This is a genomic window from Desulfobacterales bacterium (assembly GCA_034520365.1).
Taxonomy (GTDB): Bacteria; Desulfobacterota; Desulfobacteria; order Desulfobacterales; family Desulfosalsimonadaceae; genus M55B175.
Map to the genome: position 1 here is coordinate 1 of JAXHNP010000002.1, position 20,428 is coordinate 20,428.

Consider the following 20,428-nt stretch of genomic DNA (forward strand, 5'->3'; position numbering starts at 1 on the left):
ACGGATTCTTCCCTTTCTGTTTGGGTCCTCCAGTCGCTCTCAAGGGCATGTTTTTTAATATCAGGCTGTTTGTTAATATCAGGCATGGGTTCAACTTAATTTTATAGTGGTTTAACGGGGGGTCAGTAAAATTGCACATTTTTCAGCATCATTATTTTATCCATGGTGCTGAAAAATGTCAATAAGGGAATGAATGAAAGGGGGGGTTAGAAAGATTGCGGCCATTGCGCCGCATAAAGTGACATTTCCCGGCAGGTTTTGTAGAAGTCGGTAACCATTTCCAGGATAATCTGACCGGCCGGCTCAATAGCCTCCGCCTGGGCCACACTCTGCCCCGCGCTCCACAGATCCCGCCATTTTTTGGATCCAAGCTCCGGCTGCTCCTCGAAAGATTGGATGCTCCGGGCAAGCCAGTTGGCCGGGTTGCCGGTTATTTTGTCCGTGCAGACGATGTCTTCCGGTCCTGCCTGGATCACGGCCTGCTTGTAGGCCTCTTGGGCACGGGATTCCAGGGTGGCCACCAGGCGCGTGCCGGTAATTACGGCACACGCCCCCAGACAGAGGGCGGCGGCCATCTGGGCGCCCGTGCTGATACCTCCCGCCGCGATTACGGGCAGGCCGGTTTTTTGTTTGAGATAAGGGACCAAAACCATGGTCGGGGTTCGCCCGCCATGGCCGCCGGCGCCCGCGCCCACGGCAATAAGGCCGTCCAGGCCCCTGTCCCTTGCCCTGAGCCCCTGCTCCACGGTGACCACATCCGCGAAAACCTTTCCCCCGCTGGCATGGACCTCTTCCAGGATCGGCGAGGGATCGCCCAGTGAAGTGATAAAAAACCGAACCCCTGTCTCCAGGCAGATTTTGAGTTGTTTTTTCCACTCGAATTTTCCGGAAAGGTGGATGTTCACACCAATGGGTTTATCTGTGAGTTCCCGGACTTTTCCCAGGGCGGCCTCAAGATCGGCAAGCGTGCGAAAGTTGGGCAGGGGGAGGGCGCCCAGGCCGCCGGCTGCGGAAACGGCGGCAGCCAGTTCTTCATAAGACACCAGAAACATCGGGGCCCCGATTAATGGGTAGTCGATCAAGAGCATGTCGGTAAATGCGGTTTTAACGGGCGGCGGATTTGTCATTAGACTTTTCTTTCCTGCTCCTTCCAGTATTGATCCCGCATGGCCTTTTTATCCAGCTTGCCCAGATTGGTAAGCGGGATATGATCCCAGAATTCAATGGATTTCGGCGCTACCAGGCTGCCCTTACGTTCCTTGACAAAAGCGATAAGCTCTTTTTCGGTGGCGGATTTTTCCTCATACAGGACCACAATGGCCTTGACCGCCTCTCCCCATTTGTTGTCCGGCACACCGATGACGGCCGCATGTTTAACAGCCGGGTGGTCAAACAGGACATCCTCTATTTCCCGCGGGAAGATGTTGAAACCGCCGCTGACCACCATGTCTTTCTTTCTGTCAACGATGTAGAGAAAGCCTTCATGATCCTGCCTGGCAATGTCGCCTGTATAGAGCCAGCCATCTTTAAGGGTCTGCTGTGTGGCTTCCGGGTTTTTCAGGTATCCGTGCATGACATTGGCACATTTGACCACGATTTCGCCGGGTTCGCCAGGGGGCGCGGGGTTGCCCTGATCATCGAGAAGGCGGATTTTCGCGTGGAAGGTCGGTCGACCCGCTGAGCTGAAAACCTCCCGCTCCCGCTCCGGGTCCGAGATCACGTGGTCGCTCCGGGACATGACGCTGAAGCACATGGGGGCCTCGGTTTGCCCGAAAAGCTGGGTGAGGATCGGGCCGAACCGGTTTACCGCCTGTTTTAAGCGTTCGGGCGCAATGGGGGCGGCACCGTAAATGATGTTTTGCAGGGAGTCGAGCCCGTAGTTCGGCAGATCCGGGAAATCCAGGAGACCATAGATCATGGTGGGGACCATGAAAGTGGAGGTGATTCCTTCCGCTTCCACTTTTTCAAGAAATAGCGAAGGTTCGAAATGGTCAAAAATAACCGCCCGGCCCTTGCGCAGCAGCACGGGCAGAAGCAGACAGCCACCCGCGTGCGTCAGCGGGGTCAGATAGGCGAAGACCTCCTCCCATCCGAAACCGAACTCCAGCATCTCCATGAGTACGGTGTAGACCCAGGCCCGGTGGGAAAGCATAACTCCTTTAGGTTTGCCTGTGGTGCCTCCGGTAAAGTAAATGCCGACCAGGTCCTCCGGGTCCAGATCCACGGGCTGCGGGTTGGGGGCGTGATTTTGCATCAGGCTTTGCAGGTGGTGGTGGCCCTCCGGAAGCGAGGAAGTGTCGTCGCAGATGCAGACGAACTGCGTGACGGTTTCCAGGGCGGGAATCATTTCCGCAACCCGGGAGGTCATTTTTTCATGATAGATCAGCGTCGTGCACTCGGCATGATTCATCATGTAGATATGGTCAAAGTTGCCAAGAAGCACTGCCAGGGGAACCCTGATGGCGCCGGTTTTGGCAACCGCGTATTCGCAGAAGACATACTCCGGGCGATTGGGCATCAGAAAGGCCACCTTGTCGCCCTTCCGGATACCTAGTTCCTGCTGGAGGCCCTGGGCCAGGCAAAGGGCGTTCTCACCCATCTGTCGGTAGGTATAGGACTGGTCATGATAGGTTAGCGCCACGTGTTCCCCGAAATGGTGGACGCATCGATCATATAAGTCGGGTATGGTCTGGGAAATCATACTTGCTCCTTCAACACTCCTGTTTTGCGGGCAGGGCCGTTAAGTAGTGCCCGAACGAAAACCAGGATTTTTTGTCAAGATCAAGGAAGGCGAAAATTTTAACCGCAGGCATACGCGAAGTATTCTGAGGATTAAAATTTGAGCCTGACACAGATATTGGCGAAAAAGACGGTTTTCGTTCAGGCACTAAGCACGCATGTGAAACATCATGATGTAGTCAAAAGCCATTACCGCTTCATCTCTTTGATTCTTTACGGTATATCTCCAGGTTTGAACGCCGCGCCCCGGGTTTTTGGTTGGCTTCTGCTCCACAACCTCAACCTCCACCCGAATGGTGTCATGGATTTTTACCGGTGCCAGCATCTTCATGTTGTCCACTCCCAGCCAGGCAATGGCCGAGTCGCCGGCAAAATTCGCTGAACCCACCAGGCCCACGGCCAAAGCAAAGATAAGCGGGCCATGGACCAGCCTTTCCCCGAACTGGGTTTTAGCCGCATACTCCTTGTCCATGTGCAGGGGATAAAAATCCATGGTAAGGCCGGCCCAATTGACCACATGGGTCTCGGTCACCGTAATGGCCCCGGTTGTGTAAACATCGCCGATTTTAAAGTCGTCGCCGTATTTGCTTGGTTGCATATTCCATCTCCCCGCAGGTACTATATTGCCTGCTTTTTCCGTATTTGCCGGGAGTGCCCCCCGGGCCCGATTGGCTGCCGTCAACATCAGCTCCCTGTTGCCGGCCGAAATTTGGGAAGCGTGAATTCCTCGCTTACCTTGTCAAATGTCACCTCCACCGGCATGTCGCAATAGACCTCAGAGGGCTCGCAGGAAACGATGTTGCTCATCATCTGGACGCCCTCCTGCAGGCGGATAAGGGCCACAACAAAAGGCATCTCGTCCTGGAAGAACGAGGGCGCGTTGTTTTCAACCACCGTATACGAGTAAACAGTGCCTTTCCCGCTGGACTGGGCCCATTCCAGGTTATCGCTGAAACAATGGGGACAGACGATTCTGGGATAGAAAATAAACTTGGCGCAATCCGAGCATTTCTGGAGCATGAGTTTTTCTTCCCGCGTCCCGTCCCAAAAGGGCTGGGCCCACGGGCTGACCACGGGCATGGGTTTTTTTGAAGCGTTCATATTTTTCTCCTTAACTGCTGCAATGATGATGGTTTGATCCTGATTTTCATTCGGGCACGACAATAAATTGCTTAACCGGCCAGGCCGGTACTCAAAGCGATCCTTTGATTGAGCGACTCAAACGCGGTGGCGGCATTCATCAGCACGGTGATGTCCCTGAAGTAGCGCTGGATATCATATTCCATGGTGTAGCCGTAGCCCCCGAAAATCTGCATACTGTCCTGGACCGCCTGCTGGGCCGCCTCCAGTGCCGACCAGGCGGCAATGGCGCTTTCCTGCCGGATACTTTGCTTTTTTCCGGCTTTCCAGGCCGCCTTGAATGAAAGCAGCTCAGCAGCCTGGATTCCTTTTAGCATTTCATTTATCATGCGCGATATCGCGGGGAATTTTCCGATGGAACGATTGAACTGCACCCGCTGGCGGGCATGTTCCAGGGTGGCATCATAAGCCCCTTTGGCGATGCCCAGGGCTTCAAAAGCCGTTGAAAGCAGATACAGATCCCATACGGTGGACAACCGGTCCCCGGGCTTGCCAGCCGCTTTGCCGCCCAGCAGCCTGTCTGCAGATACCTTCAGGTCCCGGCACTCAACAGTGCAGGCCTTCAGGCCCTTGTATCCCATTCGTTCCGCGCCGGGCCGGCATTGAACCATTTTTGCGTCCAGAATCATGTAAACAACCGCCCCTGGTTCCGAATCCGGGGCGTCCTTCATTTCAACCGGCAGGAAAATGATATCCGCCTGATCCGCATTTTCCACATGATCGATGGCACCGTTCACAACGAGCGTGTCCGGTTCCGAATCCCACTGCGCGCGGATGCCTTCTTCTCCTTTATCCGCCCCGTCGAAGCGCAGACCGATGCAAGCCAGCTGTTTGCCGCTGCAGAGCCCCGGCAGGAATTTTTTCTTTTGTTCTTCATCGCCGAGGTTTGAGAGCAGCATCCCGCCCAGGAGGGCGTTTGCGGCGTAACACCTGGCCAGCACCGGGTACCGGGAAGCGATTTCCGTCACAATCAGGCAGGCGGCTGTCAGGTTTTCGCCTTCCCCGCCGTATGTTTCCGCCGCTGTTAACCCGTTAAAGCCCAGGCGGCTCAGGTTGCGTAAAAGTTTTTTGGGATACTGCGCCGTGTCGTCCATGTCCCGGACGGTATCTTTTGCGCATTCCTTATTCACCCACTCATGAATCGCTTTTTTTATCATGGCGTCTTCGGAGGAAAAGCCGAAATCCATAGCTATATCTCCCTTAATCGGTAAACAGTTTTTTAACTTCTCGTTTCAGGACTTTCTGCAATGGATTGCGGGGCAGATTTTCGACAATTTTAAGCTTTTCCGGCCATTTGTATTTTGCCAGGCCGTTTTCTTCCAGGTATTGCTTCAATGTTTCCATGGTTATTTCCTGTCCTTCGAAGGGAACTATTGCCACGCCTACCCGCTGCCCCAGGCGCTCATCCGGAAACCCGGCAACCGCTACTTCTCTGACCGCCGGGTGTTTGGAAATAAATATTTCCACCTCTTCGGGACTGATGTTGTAGCCGCCCCGGATAATGAGATCTTTCAGTCTTCCTTGAAACAGCAGTTTTTCTTTGCGATCGCCTTCAATGGAGAAGAGATCGCCGGTTCGGTAAAACCCGTCCGCATCAAAAGATTTTGCGGTGAGTTCCGGCCGTTTCCAATATCCTGAAAACATGGTCGGTCCGGAAAAGCCCAATTCACCGATCTCTCCGGTTTCAGTTATTACCTCTCCGGTTCCAGGCTTTGTCAGCCGGCTTTTCATCCCGCCAATGACCTGGTGCGGAAGGTCAAAGTGGACGCCTTCGCCGCCGAAACGGGGGAAGTAGGTCGCCCGGTCCTCGGGCTTGGGGAAGAGTTTGGGGATACTGAAAAGCGCGACGCCTTCATTTGAGGCAAAGAAATTAACGATTCCGATGCTGCATTCCTCCTGGAAGAATTTGACCATCCAGGGTGCCAGCGGGGCAGAGCCGGAGGCCACCACCTCTACCTTGGACTGTTTTAAGGCGTTTACCCGCTGGGACTTGGCCAGCGTGTCCAAAAGGGCCGGGGGCATGAGCGTATAGTAGATCTCTTCTTTAATCAGTTGCGGGAAGAAGCTCTCCATGTCAAAAGGATGATGGAGAACGAATTTGCCGCCGGTCAGAACCCAGGGGATGAGCAATCCCCCGATCCCCGCCATATTGATAACCGGAAATGTCCCATGGATTGCAGCGCCGTTGAACAGCTGCGTTCCTTCGACCACGACGCGGGCTATGGAAATCCATTGGTTATGGGTTCGGGGCACGCCTTTGGGTTCCGCCTCGGTCCCTGAGGTCCAGCACAGAGTAAAAACCTCGTTGGGCCCGCTTTGCCCATCCTTCAGTTCATCCTGCCGGGATGCGGCGTCGGCTCTCCGCTCAATCAGGCGCTCAAAGTGCAAAGCCTCTTCCGGCGCCTCGAGCCCGACGATAATGATGTGCTCCAGGCTGGGATTTTTTTCCCGGACCCGGCGCATCATGTCCATGTGATCATAATCGTGGAAAGATGCAAGCGTAACTATTGCCCTGGCATTGGTCATTTCCAGTGCGTGATTGAGTTCATGGGCACGGGCCTGCATGGGCAGCGGGCTGGCTATGGCGCCGATCCGGCCTGCGGCAAAAAGGGTCAGAAGGGACTCGACAACATTGGGCAGCTGGATGAGGATGACATCATCATGGCCGATACCCAGATCCTTGAGGTTCAGGGCCAGGCTGTCCACATTCTGCGCCAGCTCCCTGTGGGTCAATTGCCTTGGCTGCGCTCCCAGTCCGATTATCTGCTCTTTATTGTAGGGATCGACCAGGGCGGTGTGCTCCGGTGTATTGGCAGCGTTTTGAAGCAGAATGTCCATGATGCTTTCTTTACCCCACCACCCGTTCTTTGTGTACGTGTCAATTTGGCTTTGGCTTATAGGCGTCATCATTTTATCTTTCTATCTTTTTATCTTTGTTTTTAAGGGCGTATGATTAATGGATGATTCAGATCCCGGCTATATTGACACTGATGGTGCATCCCCCCGGGGTTCCGCCCAGGTTGTGGGTCAAACCCAGTTTGGGGGCCTCTACCTGCCGTTTATCGGCTTTTCCCTGAAGCTGTTTGTATACTTCATACATCATCCGGAGACCGGAGGCCCCGATGGGATGGCCGAAACACTTGAGGCCGCCGTCCGTATTCACCGGCAGTTTCCCGTCGAGTTCAAAGGTGCCGCTCTCGATGTCTTTTTTTGCCTGTCCGCGGGGGGAAAATTGCAGATCCTCATAAATTACCGCCTCGGTTATGGAAAAGCAGTCGTGGACTTCTGCGAGGCTGATTTCCTCGCGGGGCTTTGTTATGCCGGCCTCGGTATAAGCCGCCTGGCCGGCGCGATAGGTCTCTTTGACCATGGTCCAGTCGTGCTCCGGATTCATGTACCCCTCAGACGGCCCCACGGCGATCTGCATGGCTTTTAAATAAACAGGATCTTTCCGGTATTCTTTGGCTTTCTCGGCGGGCACCACAATGGCCGCGGCTGCTCCGTCGCTGACCCCGCAGCAGTCCAGAAGCCCCAGGGGCCATGCCACCATGGGAGCTTTGAGGACCTGCTCCTCTGTGATTTCCATTTTGAAATGGGCGTTCGGGGCCAACAGGCCGTTTTTATGGTTTTTTACCATAATCCGGGCCAGCATCTTGCGTCCCTCTTCAGGAGAAAGACCGTATTTTTCGAAGTATTTGACCGCCATCATGGCAAAATGCCCGGGAGCCGTAAAATTTCGGCTCCTGAACGTATTGGGTGCGGTTGACACGAGGCCCATGGCCAGGTCATCGGTGGGCAGCCCGCTTACCCCGGAGTCCTTGAGTTTTTCGGCACCGATTGCCAGGGCTACGTCATAAGCCCCTGAGGCAACGGCGTATACAGCGTTGCGCAGCGCATCCGAGGCGGTGGCGCACATGTTTTCCACCCGGGTAATCGGCTTGTAATCGAGTTTCAGCGTGGTGGCCAGGGGCTGACTGGGGGCGGGCAGATTGGACCAGTAAGAGCCGATCCATACGGCCTCCATATCTTTCTCTGCCATGCCCGAATCGGCAAAAGCTTCATAGACCGCTTCAATAACCATATCATCAAAGCTCATGTCCCAGTTCTCACCAAATTTTGTACAGCCCATGCCTATAATGGCGACTTTATCCTTGATGCTGCCCATCATGTCCCCCTTCTGTAGATGGTCTTTATTTTTTTAAGGGTTTGGCTTTCCACCAGTAGACCTGGATGCCCTCGGTGAGCCGGAATTTTCTGAATGTCGGCACCACTGGCATCCCGATATGAACCGCATCCGGCTCCCTGTCCGTAATATCGAGCATCACCCTGCCACCGGCTTCAAAATCCACGGCAGCCAGGGTTGCCGGCGGGTCGGGCGTAACAGCCAGGAAGTCATGGGAGAAAGTGGTAATTTGGCCTTTCTGATCGGCGAAGGAATAATACTCAAAATCATCTTTGGTCCTGCAGTTCATGCAGATTCGCTGCACCGGATATTGAATCGTGCCGCAGTTTCGGCATTTGGACCCGTTAAAGGCCATGCCGCACTTCTGGTCCCGGTAGAGCGCCACGCTTGATGCGGCTTCCTGTTTTGGCCGCTTGGCAGGCTCCATTTCGACCAGGTTTTTCCAGCGCAGGTATTTTTGATAAGTTACTGCCTGCCGGTCCTGGAGCAGCGTTTGCATTTTCTGGCTCTTTTGGAAACCCGCAATCGCATCGGTGGTTTTTAATGAAAAGACATCACAGCCGTCTCCGTACGCGGCGAAAAGAATCCGCTCACCCGGTGCGGCATTTTCCAGGGCGGCGCAGAGGAGCAGAAAGGGATGGGCGGCGCCTGTAAATCCGACGGCGCCGAAAAGCGGATCCTGCGCCTGTTGCTGCTTGAAATCAAAGCCTAATGTCTTCAGGGGTTTTTTCAGGTAGCCGGGGTTGGCGGCCGAAATAACGAGTTTTTGAAACTCGGCCGGCTGCATATGCCATTTTTCCAGGGCTTCCCTGATGCCGGTGGTCATGGTTCGGATGTATCCCGAATCCCGGGCAAATCGTTCGTCCCAATCCTGCAGGTAGGGGCTGCCGGAGACGCGGTAGGTGTCATAAATGTCCTCGTAGCTGCTATGGGTCTGCTCTATGGCGGCAATCACATCCTGGCTGCCGACAGCCAGGGCGGCCGCCCCGTCGCCCAAACTCATTTCCTTGTTCCCGAAGGGCTTGGCCAGCCGGGTGTCGGATGCCACCACCAGCGCCGGATCGTCTTTGCCATGGCATTGCGCCATGGCCTGTAACAGCCCGTTTGTTCCGGCCCTGAGGGAACCGGTGATGTCGCTGGTAAAGGTTTGTTTTTCCAAATCCAGGGCTGTGGCCACAAAAACGGCATTCTGCTTTTCGGCATACGGCAGGGAAGTGGAGGACAGGTAAAGCGCGCCCGTTTTTTTTGGGGGCATGTCTGCCAGACAGTTCCGGCAGGCTTCCACCGCCATGGTAACCGAATCCTCGTCAAAATTGGCCACTGCTTTCTCTCCGGGCGGCCTGCCCCCCCCCCAGAAAGAACCGATTGCTGCTCTGTCTAGTTTGTAAAACGGAATATAGACGCCATAGCCGGTGATACCAATCATTGTATCCCCCCTTTTTTTACGATACCTTGCCTGCGTGTATGCGCAGGGACCCGGGTTGCCTCCCGTTAAAGCCCCAGTAGCTTGGTGATGATGTTTTTTTGAATCTGGCTCGTGCCGCCGCCTATGGCCAGCACGGGAATATCTCTGAATAATCGCTGGGTTACATTGTCCGGGGCCTGCCCCTTTTCCCCAAGGATCCGCATGCCGGTCCAGGCAATTTTTTTGCCTGCCTCGGCACAGTAGTATTTGGTCATGGATGTTTCCTTCACACAGTCGATGCCCTGGGATTCGAGCCATCCGGCACGGTATGCCAGGCTTCTGGCGGCTTCCAGCCGGGTTGCCATCTCAACGGTTTCATGCTCCACATCCTGATATTTCCCAGGGGTACGGGAGTTCCGGCTCCGCCACCGGACCGTCTGGATCACCTCTTTTAGGATAGTCTCTGAAATGCCTATGGCGCAGGCAGACAGAACCAGACGTTCATTGTTCAGCAGGCGCATTACCTGTTCCCATCCCCTGTTCAGGCATTCTTCGCCCCCCAGGATATTGCCGGGATCAACCTTGACGTTCTTGTAAAACACTTCACAGGTATCCGAACCCTTGTAGCCGATTTTTTTAATCGGGGTTGCCTGGTAGCCCGGAGTTTTGGTATCCACCAAAAAGGATGTGATTCCGCCATACCGGTCAGCATCGGTGCGGGTGTTGGTTACCGCGATATCAGAGACGCTGGCGCCGGAAATAAAAACCTTGCTGCCGTTGATGCAATACCGGCCATCGATTTTTTCAGCGGATGTCTGGATATTTGCGGCATCGGAGCCGGCATCCGGTTCTGTCAGGGCGAAGCAGAATTTCATCTCCCCGTTGGCCAGCCGGGGCAAATAGGTATCCTGCTGTTCCCGGTTTCCATTGACTTTTAAAATATTGTTTCCGTAGAGGAGAACATCGCCCGCCGTCCAGGCCAGCACCGGCAGAGCTTTTGAGATCTCCTCAAAAAAAACCATCAGGTCGATAACGCTTCCGTCAGTCCCGCCGTATTTTTCCGGGATATTGATTTTCCAGAACCCTTCCTCGCCCAGTTTCCGCATCAGCTCATGCGGAAAAAGATCCTGTTGGTCAACTTCCGCGGCTACCTGGGGGGGGATTTCCTTTTGGACAAAAGCAGCGGTTTTTTCTTTGAGTTCGATTTGGCGTTTGCTCAGGAGATGCTCCACGCTCCCCTCCTTATTTTTTTCCGACTTTAAGTGGTCCGGTAAAAGGCGTTTTTCCCGCTGCGGCGTTGTTTTTGCGGGCTGGCGCCTGCCGGGCTGTGATGTTTTTTCTGTTCTTAAAAAAAGGCTCCGCCGTTTAAAACCAATACATGGCCGGTCATATAGTTGGCTGCAGAGGAAGTAAGGTATAGCGCTGACTGGGCGATCTCTTCCGGGGTGGCCACGCACTTGAGCGGCGTATTCTTGTACTCGGCCTCCATCAATTTGTCATTGCTCCACAGGGCCTTGCTGAATCCCGTCTTGACGATGCGGGGCGCTATGGCATTGACCCGCACGTTGTAGGGTCCAAGTTCCATGGCCATCTGTTTGGTCAGCATGTTGATGCCGGCCTTGCTGACACAATAGGGTCCCAGTCCTTCAGCCGGGCTGACGCCGCCGGCCGAGGAGATGTTGACGATATGTCCGGACTGCTGTTTTTGCATCAGTTTTCCCACCCGCTTGCTGAGCCGGAAATAACCCTTGAGGTTGGTGTCCACAATGTGATCAAACATGTCATCTTCGGTATCGACAATATCTCCCATGCCGGGGTTTGTCGCCGCGTTGTTGATCAGTACGTCAATACGCCCGCACTCGGAAATTACGGTTTCCACCAGGTTTTCCAGGTCTTCCAGCTTTTTCAGGTGCGCCGGTACATAGAGGCACTTGGCCCCCTTGGCCTCAATTTCCTTGGCGACTTCGGCCAGCGTCTCGGCCTTGCGGCTGCATATGACGATATCCGCCCCCGCATCAGCGAAAGTCAGCGCAGCGGCCTTGCCGATGCCCCTGCTGCCGCCGGTGACCAGAACAACTTTTCCTTTTTGCGATAAAAATGAACAATCCATGTCAAACTCCCTGTTAATGTGGTCCGAATTATTTTACCTGAGCCATTTCTTCGACAATTTTCCGGCAGTCCTTAAGCACCTTCTGGCCCTCCATGAAAATGGTCATTCGCTCAGCCATGGGGGAGCCCTCGCCATGCAGACAGATCACTTCCAGCTCCGCGGTGGTGATCCGGCGGATCAGGTCGAACATCCGCAGGCGGTTTTCCGTGGAGACATCCTTGTTGGCGCTCAGGTATTTCTCGATATCGTCGTGCAGGTCCGGATGCGTGTAATCCTGATAGGTCGGTGCGGTAACCAGCAGGCCGCCGGCCAGGTCCTGGATCGCCTTGACCACTTCATGGTAGTTGTGTGCGAAATGGTATTTGGCCATGTTGGTTGAAATGGTATTGGGCACGGCAATGTCGCCCCGCATTTCAAAGTCATAACAGGCTGTTTTGGCAAGAGACTTTAAGGTTTCCAGGTAAATTACCAGGTCGGTGAGCTTTTCTCTGACATGGGGCGCCTTGGTAACGCCATTGTACTCGGCAATGGCGGCAGCGGCCCCCACCAGCTGCTCCGAGAGGGGTATCCGGTAGGAGCACCCGGTTCTTCGGTGAAGCAGGGCGAAGCTGTAAACCATCGGGCCGGTCAGTTTCCATTCCCCGCACAGAAAGACCCTTTCCCAGGGCACGAAAACATCATCAAAGATGATCAGGGAATCGGTATGCACCCTTACCGGACGCGTATTCGGGAACTCCAGTGAGCTGTGATGCGATTTGAACGGGCGGCAGACCTGGCGGATCCCTTTGGCGTTGACCGGGATGGCAAAAGCCAGGGCATAATCCTTGTCCGCCTCTGTCATGGCATGACAGGGGATCACAAAAATTTCGTTGCAGTAGGCGGCGCCGGTAATGTGGATTTTGGCGCCCCTCACCACGATGCCGTCATCGTTTTTCTCCACGACGCGCACGTTATAATCCGGATGTTTCTGCCCGGGATCCGATGGCCTGAGCATGCGATTGCCCTTGACATCGGTCACCGCCGCGCATGTCGCGGTGTCTTCCTTTTTAAGCTTGTCCCGATAGTTGTTGATCCGGTCGATATAGTCCTGGTTGCCGCTCATGTGGGCGGCAATGCTGATGGCATTCAAGGCATCAGCTCCGATATCATGAGCCAGGGGGATATAGCCGTCCCCCAGTTCGGTCGCCTTGACGATCAGTTCATGCGCTTTCAATAGATCGTCGGCATTCTGCGGTTTGTAGTAATATCGGCTCACCGGCTCCTTGAGAACCGGGTCCTCGACTATGGCAAGATCTTTGTATTGCGGATCTTCAGCCAATTCATAATCAAGCGCCATGAGGTCGACGCAGACTTTCAGGTCCGGATGGGTGGCCACGTTTTTGATTTTCTCACCTTTATAGTAAACCACCCGTCCATCATTTAAACTTTCCCTGTATTGCTCCGCTGAAATTAATCCCATGCTGTTTGCTCCTCGTCTCTGGGTTCGGCGCCGAAACGGAACCCGTTTCCTGGGTCCGTATCTTTCCTGATCTCGGGGTCGTTTGAAATTTCCGGATTTTCGTTCCGGCACCAGTTAAACTTGTTATCGTCGGCCCTGCCATTGCCGAAGGTTTCCTGCATTCGTTTGGACAGGGCCGTTTGGATCAGTCCGGAAAACCCGCTACCAGGTTCTTTTCCGGGGCAGGCCACGGTGATAATGGGGGAAAATTTCCTCTTCATGATAAGTGCCCATCATTTCATCAACCGTCATGACGGCGCAGAGGCCGGCACCGTCAACACCGCCGCCCCACATGCGTTCGCCATACTGGTCGCCGACAAAGTAGAGGTTTTCCACCCACGGGGATTTCAAGGGCGGCCGATCTTTTCCAACCGGGCGCCAGTCTCCGTAAGCCCGGTCGCAAGGCGTCCACATCCAGAACTCGACATCCTCCTGCCAGGAAGGCCAGAATTTTTTAAAGAAGTTTTCGCAGAACTCGGTCAGTCTTTTCACGTTGGCGGGGTTGCGCATTTCGTGGCCCAACTGCGGCAGGGAGAAGCAGAAGTCTCTTTTGCCTTCCGGGGCCCGGCCCGGGGTATCGCTCAGGCTTGGCCGGGAAATGCTGTCTTTTGCGCAGGAGGCCATGTTCCACATGACGACATCCATTGCACCGCCTTCAAATCCTTCGTATTCGCTGATGCAGGCCGGCATGAAAGTGAAGCTTCGCTCATCGATGCCCTTTTCCGCCCATATATCCCGCTTCAAGCCGATCATAGCCGAGAGCAGACCCGGGTTCCAGAAACGTTTGTGCACGCTGTTGATCCATTTCTGATCAAAGTGGCGCGGGTGAATGACGCTGTGTATGGCCATGGGCGGTACATTGCAGATCACTTTGTCCGCCTTGATGGTCTCAAACCCGTCGCCTTTTCGCACAACCACGCCCCGGACAATTTCGTTTTCAATAATTGTCTGGACCACCGGCGTATTGCGCCAGACCTCCCCGCCTTTCGCATTCAGGCATTCTTCAAAAGCCAGCGGGATAGCGGTGATGCCGGGCTGGGAGATGGTGGCCACGGAGCCGTCCACCAGATTCATTTTGATGTCGCCGGCAATGGCCTGATATCCCAGAAAATCACCGGCGGGTGTAATGGAGGGAACGTTGTTGGCGGTCTGGGAGCCGATCAGGTTTTTGATCCAGTCATAGGCTTCCTGGTGCATGTTGCGGTCCTCAAGCCATTTTTGCAGGGGATAGTCCATCAATTTCGGCAGCGCGCCCAGATCCGTTGTTGCCATGTCCCGCAGCTGCTGCATGGTGGCTTTAAAGCCTTCGTCAGACATCCAGGGATATTTTTGTTTTTTTTCCACCTGATAGGCTTTGCGTTTCATGTAATCCACATAGGCGAACCCTGTATTGACCGGCATATCGACAGGGACGGACAGGAAATCCAGGAGGCAGCGGATTCGGGATTTGTTCCCCCAGAATAAGCCGTGCCCGCAGTCATTGGTGTAGCCGTCAAAGAGGCCTTTTTCAAAAATTTCTTCAAGGGTTGGCGTCCCCGGGGCGGTATAAACCCAGGTGCTGTTCATTTCCAGGGCGGATCGCAAGCCCTGGGCATCCAGCTCCTGTCCGTCCACCGTCACTTTATCCCCCTTGCCGACGAAAGAAAGCGTGCGCCCGCCGATAAAGGGTGCTTTTTCCAGAACCAGAACTTTCTGATTGTGCTCCTTGGCCAAAAGCGCTGCTGCCCCCATACCGCCAACTCCGGAACCGATAACAATAACATCGTACTTGGTGTTTGCCATGTGGCCTCCTTTTTTATATTTGAAATTATCCAATGGAAAGTCTGGATACTTGTTTGCAAGCTGTGTGCCATGTGTAAAAATAACTTAAAATCAGATAGTTGATTTTTTTGGGGAATTGTCTTTCGAGCTGATGCGCAATATGTTGTGCGGCCGCTTCAACATGTTGTTTTTATGGGCAGGCGCGTTAAAAACGTCTACTATCGCCTGATGTTTGGCGGGAAGGAAGCCCTGCAGCCGGGGTTCGTTTTTTCGTTCCTGAGCATTTTCGGGACTCATCAAGACTGACAATAACGAGGGTCTTTGGTTGTCGGGGGCGCGGCATTGCGGTAAAGAATTTCAGTGGGCTTGCACCCGGCACCTTCCGAGGCAGGAAGTGTGCCCGGCTCTGGAGGGAAAACCTTGATGGGGGGCTGGAGGTAGCTCGGATGGATAAAGAAGCGGCCCGGCAGTTGATTGACGATGCCGTCAGACAGGGGCGCCGGTCCTTGTCCGAATATGAAGCTAAACGGGTGCTGACGTTCTATGATATTCCGTTGGTTTCCGAAATTCTGGTGGAAAGGAAGGAGGGGACGGTTGGGCAACTGGCCGTTCTACCTTGATTTCCTTCCTCAAGTTCCTATTCCTCATATAATGCGACATCGGGAAGAATGCCGAAGGGCATGTGCTTGAAATTATGAATTTTTTTAATGCCAAGCGTTATTGTCTATCATAGGATTTTTCTATTAACAATCAAGATTTCATTATGTTTACTTGGTCCGACCCCTACCCCTATGCCTACAAAGAATTATCGACATTCGGCTTATTAAATCTTTCCAAAGGAGTACCTATGAAACAATGGGTTTTCACAATCAGTGCCATTTTTGTTTTTTTTCTTTCACCATCTCTATGGGCGAACGAGGAGTTATTTACACCGGAACAAGACCCGTTTGGCGTTAACCAGTCCGGCGTATTCAGTATTCTGCCTGATGATGAGGTGGCTTTATTTGGTGGATTGGGTAGTGAATACGCAGCCGCCGGCATTTATCAAAATATGTCGCCGAGGTTGGCGTTTCGGAATACGGAACCGGTTTTAAAATCTGCAACTACGGGCCGATTGCTTAACTCCGAGCGGGATCAGTTCTTCACAGTCCATATCAATGAGGGGGGGCTCGCTTGTTATCAGCGCCTATGATGTAAACATTTCAGAAGACACATCACTGCTTGAACCCCGCATCGAAAAAACAGCCGTCCCCACGCCCGATCCGCACGAGCAAGCCTTTCAACATGACGACAGGAATCAGCCGCTTTGGCGCCAACTTGACATGACAACCGGCCGCTATGTTCACGGGAACGCAGATGAAGAGCTTCTGTTTACAGTCGCCATTCGGAGCGATCAGCCCTATCTATACGTCTATCGCTATGATGAGAATGCCAATGCGCTTGTTGATTATGACGATGATTGGGGGCTGCCAATTGATATGGATCTCGCGAATACAAAAGAGATTGGGGTTTCAGCGGGAGACGTGGATGGCGATGGTACGGATGAAATCGGCGTTATTGGTATTGTTGATATAAACAGCAAGACCTTTGCCGCCATCACATTGTTGGATACGGATGAAAACGGCAGATACGGCTTTGCCAGTTATGTAAAAATTCCTTCACACATCACCCTGGATGGAACATACACCAGCGCGGATATTGCCATGGCGGATTTTGATGGTGACGGTCAGGCTGAAGTTGCTGCAAAAACAAGCTACATGGACCTGATCATTTATGAAATCACAGATGATATGCCATCTCCGCGAACCCGACCCAATTACACGCTGTGGTTTGGCAAAGATTATTATAATGAGGCCAGTTACACAGACGATTACAAGACGCATCACGACAGAGCCGATACGCGCATTGAGGTGAGTGATGTTGATTTTGACGGATGGGCGGAAGTTATTACTTTGGCGAACAGATACCAAGACAGCTATTGGCATGTCTGGCTCAATGTTTATGATTTTGACAGTGAGTATAATCGCAGCAATTACGTAAGCAAAAAATGAAAGGATTGTTCTTTCTTAACAGCAATGGGGAAAGAATCCGGCCGGTGGTCGCCGAAGGGGACACGATTTGCCTCGAGGCGAGGATTTATAATTATAGTTTTGTTGAAGCCGGTGCCAATGAGGATATTGAAGTTTCCTTTCAATATCAAACAAGCGGCAATGGCAGAGACTGGAGCACAGAAAAACAATTAATCGAAACGACTGAACTGTCGGCCATTCCGGCTTTTGGTAATGATGACGATTTAAACAATTGGATGTATGCCCAGGTTGAGTTTTATACCGGCAATCTGGGTGGAAGGTTTTGCCGAATATGGGTAGAAGCGGATCCGGAAGATACCATTGAGGAATTGAAGGGTCATGATAACGAAGATACATATGGAAACAATACGGGATATTTCGGTACGTCCTTATTTGTAAAACAGCCATCTGATTTGCTAAAAACACCGATAATTCCGGGCGTCAATGATATCGCCCTCTCAGAGATTTCGTTTAAGACGGAAAATATGAAGGCCGGCAGCCCGGGTTATGCAGATTTTACATTAAATGCAGAAGACCAGGATTACGAAGAGGTGAATTTGTATGTGTATTTAAAGCAAATGGATCTCAAAAACGATGGTGCATCAAGTGACAGTCATTCTTATGGAGAATTGATCGATGTGGAAAAAATTCCATATCTACCGGCAAAACGAGAGTTCCATGCACGGTGCCGCTTGACCGTTTCTTCGGAAAAAGAGTACTGGTAGTTGTTGCAGTAGTCCATAAGGGTTTCATAAGCGGAAATAATCTTGTGCGTCATTTCTTTGCAGGTTTCCGGATCTTCGCTGCATTTGTCCGGATGCCATTTGGACAGAAGCCGCCGGTAGTTGGTTTTGATTGTTTCCAGATTGGCTTTTTCCGGAAGTTCCAGGGTTTTCCGGGCCTTTGTAATTTCCTGATATTTATTCCCTGGCATTCTCAATCATCCGGAATTTTCCGCTGATATCATGCGCGCCTGCATCCAAAAACAGGCCCAGGAACTTGTGAAGGAGGGTCAAAGCCCGGACCGGCTTGCACAGACCGTGGCCCCGACCCAGGAGGCCGCAGCCATTTTTTCGGCCTTTGCTCGTCTTTCTTGATTCGGAAGCATCCACGGCAGGGGGCATTGGCGAATTTCGGTTCTCCTCCCTTGCTAAAAAAGATCCGAATGTGTGCCGGTCCGTTCAAAAATGATTTGTTCTTTTTCTTTTTTATAAATCAGGAGCCAGTCGGATTCGATATGGCACTCGCGCCGGTCTCGCCAGTTTCCAATGAGTTTGTGATCCTGATGAATCGAATCGGGATTCTTTTCCGCGACAAGCGTTTGGATGATGATTTTGATTTTTTCAAGATTTTTACCGCGCTTTTTCATTCGTTTGATGTCTTTTTCAAACTGGCGGGTATAGACCGGCGTTAGCATTACATCCCCAGTTTCTTCAACATATCATCGGTGTCCTTGCAAACGACCAGGTCACGGCCGGCATCGGTATTTTCAAAGGTAGCAATCGTGGTTGCATTGGGGATGGCAACGTCGAAGGGCAGGCCGTTTCTTAACTCCACCTGTTTATAGAACATGGTGATCGCCTGGGTTGTGGTCAGCCCTAGCCTGCGAAATACCTTTTCCGCCTGTTCCTTTATTTCCGGCTCTATTCTTGCGCGCACGGTTTCTGTCTTGCTCATCAGTTTTCACCTTTATGTTTTTTTAATAAAATGTAGCGCAATTGGGGTGCATTGTCAACACCGCAGCGCAAGAAAGGCAAGAAAAAATATGGGGTCGGAATATGGGGTCGGGCCAAGATAAGCGATTGAATTTTAATTATATCTACAAAATGATATTCAAAATCAGGGCAATAAGGCCTTTTTTAACCGGTTGCATACCCCCCGAATGCTGATTAATTTAATAGGTTAGAAACACAATAAATTCTAAAATCGGGCTGATGATTTTTTTTAGCGTTTATTGAGTTTTGACGGTGTTTGCCGAAAGGAGGATATTATGTTATTTTCAAAACCCTCGATCGCGACTCCGGTGCTCAAAACTGTTCCCCGATTTCTTGCCAATCGATCCTTTGTTCGCCAGTATGTCATTCGATATTTAAAACGCATTTTAAACGACGCCATGTATGCTGAGCCGCCGGATGATTTTCCGCCGGAGGCATGGCGGGACAAGATGCGGATTCTTTTAGGGCTGGCCCATTCCCTGGAACGGGCCGAGCAAAACGGGTGGATTTCCAATAAGGTCTTTGGCCGGGTGGTTGAATCGTTTATCGTCAACTCGATTTTCTCGGCCGAAGTGATGGATACGAGCTTATCTACGGATGAGCGGCATCCGTATCTTCTGCTGATCAGCCCCACGAATAACTGCAACCTGCGCTGCAAAGGCTGTTATGCGGGCAGTGACGCCACCAAAAAGGATTATCTGGATTTTGATACCCTGGATCGCATACTGACTGAGAAGCGAAACCTCTGGGGGTCCCATTTCACGGCCATTTCCGGGGGTGAGCCGTTTATCTACAAGAGCCAGGGCAAAAATCTCCTGGATCTGGTGGAACGCCATCTGGATGAGTTTTTCCTGGTATATACCAACGGCACCCTCATTGATGATGAAACCGCCGCCCGGCTGGAGGAGCGCGGCAATGTCACCCTGGCTATTTCCGTTGAGGGCTATGAAAAAGAAACGGATGAGCGCCGGGGTAAGGGCGTCTTTAAAAAAGTCATGAATACCTTCGAGCTGCTCCGGAAGTACGGCGTTCCGTTCGGGATTTCCGTGACCGGGACAAAACACAACTGGGATCTGATCACCCGGGATGAATTCGTGGATTTTTATTTCTACGAGCAGGGGGCATTTTACGGCTGGCTGTTTCAGTATATGCCCATTGGCCGCTCAACCGATCTGGATCTCATGGTACCGCCGGAAGAGCGGGCGGAAATGTGGAAGCGAACCTGGGACTTGATAAACCGCAAAAAAGTCTTTTACGCGGATTTCTGGAACAGCGCCACCGCTTCCAGCGGCTGCATCAGTGCGGGCCGGCCGAACGGCTATTTCCATATCATCTGGAACGGCGACATTACGCCCTGTGTTTTCATCCCCTATGCGGCGGGCAATATCTATGACATCTATGATAAGGGCGGCGATATTAACAGTGTTTTAGATACGCCCTTATTCAGAAAGATCCGGGAGTTCCAGGACAACTATGCATATGAGCGCAAGCATCCCGATCTGGATAACTGGTTGTGCCCCTGTCCAACGCGGGATCACCATGAAACGTTTCAAAAAATTCTGGAAGAAGCCAAGCCCCGGCCCATTGATCACGAGGCAGAGGTGGCGATGAATGACGAGGATTATATCAAAGGCCTGTCTGATTGCGGAAAGCGGCTTTACAGTATTACCCGGCCGATCTGGGAGTCCCGGTATCTGAAAACCACAGATCACCAGGCAACCAAGCGGCAGGCCGGATAGTTGCGAGGTTTCAGGTTTCAGTGCCCAGGTTTCGGTGTTCAGGGCAAAGGGGTCAGTGTCCCCAGGGTT

The 20,428-nt window shown here is 52.6% G+C and carries 21 protein-coding genes; 5 read left to right on the forward strand and 16 right to left on the reverse strand.

Annotated features, from left to right (window positions below; translation table 11 throughout):
* Positions 1–206: 206 nt before the first annotated feature.
* From U5L07_00220 to U5L07_00280, 13 genes are all read right to left on the reverse strand, one after another.
* Positions 207–1,127 (reverse strand): nitronate monooxygenase, encoded by a 921-nt coding sequence (locus U5L07_00220; protein MDZ7830154.1) that lies wholly within the window; start codon positions 1,125–1,127, stop codon positions 207–209.
* Positions 1,127–2,701 carry an AMP-binding protein gene (locus U5L07_00225; protein MDZ7830155.1) on the reverse strand — a complete coding sequence of 525 codons (1,575 nt, stop codon included), beginning with the start codon at positions 2,699–2,701 and terminating at the stop codon, positions 1,127–1,129. Before U5L07_00225 ends, U5L07_00220 begins: the two co-directional genes overlap by 1 nt.
* A 186-nt stretch (positions 2,702–2,887) precedes the next feature.
* Positions 2,888–3,337: a MaoC/PaaZ C-terminal domain-containing protein gene (locus U5L07_00230; protein MDZ7830156.1), complete on the reverse strand. Its 450-nt coding sequence runs from the start codon at positions 3,335–3,337 to the stop codon at positions 2,888–2,890.
* 86 nt (positions 3,338–3,423) lie between these two features.
* Positions 3,424–3,840 carry a Zn-ribbon domain-containing OB-fold protein gene (locus U5L07_00235; GenBank protein MDZ7830157.1) on the reverse strand — a complete coding sequence of 139 codons (417 nt, stop codon included), beginning with the start codon at positions 3,838–3,840 and terminating at the stop codon, positions 3,424–3,426.
* 71 nt (positions 3,841–3,911) lie between these two features.
* Positions 3,912–5,066, reverse strand: coding sequence for an acyl-CoA dehydrogenase family protein (locus U5L07_00240; GenBank protein ID MDZ7830158.1), 1,155 nt, complete (start codon positions 5,064–5,066; stop codon positions 3,912–3,914).
* Positions 5,067–5,079: 13 nt separating this feature from the next.
* Entirely contained in the window at positions 5,080–6,717 is a 1,638-nt protein-coding gene (locus U5L07_00245) for a class I adenylate-forming enzyme family protein (protein MDZ7830159.1), read from the reverse strand.
* Positions 6,718–6,844: 127 nt separating this feature from the next.
* Positions 6,845–8,047, reverse strand: a complete 1,203-nt coding sequence (locus U5L07_00250; GenBank protein MDZ7830160.1) for an acetyl-CoA acetyltransferase — start codon at positions 8,045–8,047, stop codon at positions 6,845–6,847.
* A gap of 22 nt (positions 8,048–8,069) precedes the next feature.
* Entirely contained in the window at positions 8,070–9,488 is a 1,419-nt protein-coding gene (locus U5L07_00255; GenBank protein MDZ7830161.1) for an OB-fold domain-containing protein, read from the reverse strand.
* 65 nt (positions 9,489–9,553) lie between these two features.
* Positions 9,554–10,699, reverse strand: coding sequence for an acyl-CoA dehydrogenase family protein (locus tag U5L07_00260; GenBank protein MDZ7830162.1), 1,146 nt, complete (start codon positions 10,697–10,699; stop codon positions 9,554–9,556).
* Positions 10,700–10,812: 113 nt separating this feature from the next.
* Positions 10,813–11,577 carry an SDR family oxidoreductase gene (locus U5L07_00265; GenBank protein MDZ7830163.1) on the reverse strand — a complete coding sequence of 255 codons (765 nt, stop codon included), beginning with the start codon at positions 11,575–11,577 and terminating at the stop codon, positions 10,813–10,815.
* 28 nt (positions 11,578–11,605) lie between these two features.
* On the reverse strand, positions 11,606–13,036 hold the full coding sequence (locus U5L07_00270) for a 4-hydroxyphenylacetate 3-hydroxylase N-terminal domain-containing protein (protein ID MDZ7830164.1): 1,431 nt from the start codon (positions 13,034–13,036) through the stop codon (positions 11,606–11,608).
* Positions 13,027–13,296, reverse strand: a complete 270-nt coding sequence (locus U5L07_00275) for a hypothetical protein (protein ID MDZ7830165.1) — start codon at positions 13,294–13,296, stop codon at positions 13,027–13,029. The genes U5L07_00270 and U5L07_00275 overlap by 10 nt, the downstream gene beginning before the upstream one ends.
* Positions 13,238–14,857 carry an FAD-dependent oxidoreductase gene (locus tag U5L07_00280; protein ID MDZ7830166.1) on the reverse strand — a complete coding sequence of 540 codons (1,620 nt, stop codon included), beginning with the start codon at positions 14,855–14,857 and terminating at the stop codon, positions 13,238–13,240. Before U5L07_00280 ends, U5L07_00275 begins: the two co-directional genes overlap by 59 nt.
* A gap of 425 nt (positions 14,858–15,282) precedes the next feature.
* Here U5L07_00280 and U5L07_00285 point away from each other — a divergent pair, with 425 nt between their 5' ends.
* From U5L07_00285 to U5L07_00300, 4 genes are all read left to right on the forward strand, one after another.
* Positions 15,283–15,456: a hypothetical protein gene (locus U5L07_00285; protein MDZ7830167.1), complete on the forward strand. Its 174-nt coding sequence runs from the start codon at positions 15,283–15,285 to the stop codon at positions 15,454–15,456.
* A 227-nt stretch (positions 15,457–15,683) separates the two neighbouring features.
* Complete coding sequence (locus tag U5L07_00290; GenBank protein MDZ7830168.1) at positions 15,684–16,028, forward strand: hypothetical protein; 345 nt, start codon at positions 15,684–15,686, stop codon at positions 16,026–16,028.
* Between the two features lie 130 nt (positions 16,029–16,158).
* Positions 16,159–16,887: an FG-GAP-like repeat-containing protein gene (locus U5L07_00295; GenBank protein MDZ7830169.1), complete on the forward strand. Its 729-nt coding sequence runs from the start codon at positions 16,159–16,161 to the stop codon at positions 16,885–16,887.
* Positions 16,884–17,630 (forward strand): hypothetical protein, encoded by a 747-nt coding sequence (locus U5L07_00300; GenBank protein ID MDZ7830170.1) that lies wholly within the window; start codon positions 16,884–16,886, stop codon positions 17,628–17,630. The genes U5L07_00295 and U5L07_00300 overlap by 4 nt, the downstream gene beginning before the upstream one ends.
* Before the next feature lie 195 nt (positions 17,631–17,825).
* Here U5L07_00300 and U5L07_00305 read toward each other — a convergent pair whose 3' ends face one another.
* Genes U5L07_00305 through U5L07_00315 form a run of 3 tightly spaced genes read right to left on the reverse strand, consistent with a single transcriptional unit; the run spans position 17,826 to position 18,582 of the window.
* Positions 17,826–18,029, reverse strand: a complete 204-nt coding sequence (locus U5L07_00305) for a hypothetical protein (protein MDZ7830171.1) — start codon at positions 18,027–18,029, stop codon at positions 17,826–17,828.
* Positions 18,030–18,055: 26 nt separating this feature from the next.
* Entirely contained in the window at positions 18,056–18,322 is a 267-nt protein-coding gene (locus U5L07_00310; GenBank protein MDZ7830172.1) for a type II toxin-antitoxin system YafQ family toxin, read from the reverse strand.
* Positions 18,322–18,582 (reverse strand): type II toxin-antitoxin system RelB/DinJ family antitoxin, encoded by a 261-nt coding sequence (locus U5L07_00315; GenBank protein MDZ7830173.1) that lies wholly within the window; start codon positions 18,580–18,582, stop codon positions 18,322–18,324. The genes U5L07_00310 and U5L07_00315 overlap by 1 nt, the downstream gene beginning before the upstream one ends.
* Before the next feature lie 313 nt (positions 18,583–18,895).
* Here U5L07_00315 and U5L07_00320 point away from each other — a divergent pair, with 313 nt between their 5' ends.
* Positions 18,896–20,359 carry a radical SAM protein gene (locus U5L07_00320; GenBank protein MDZ7830174.1) on the forward strand — a complete coding sequence of 488 codons (1,464 nt, stop codon included), beginning with the start codon at positions 18,896–18,898 and terminating at the stop codon, positions 20,357–20,359.
* The last annotated feature ends 69 nt before the right edge of the window (positions 20,360–20,428 follow it).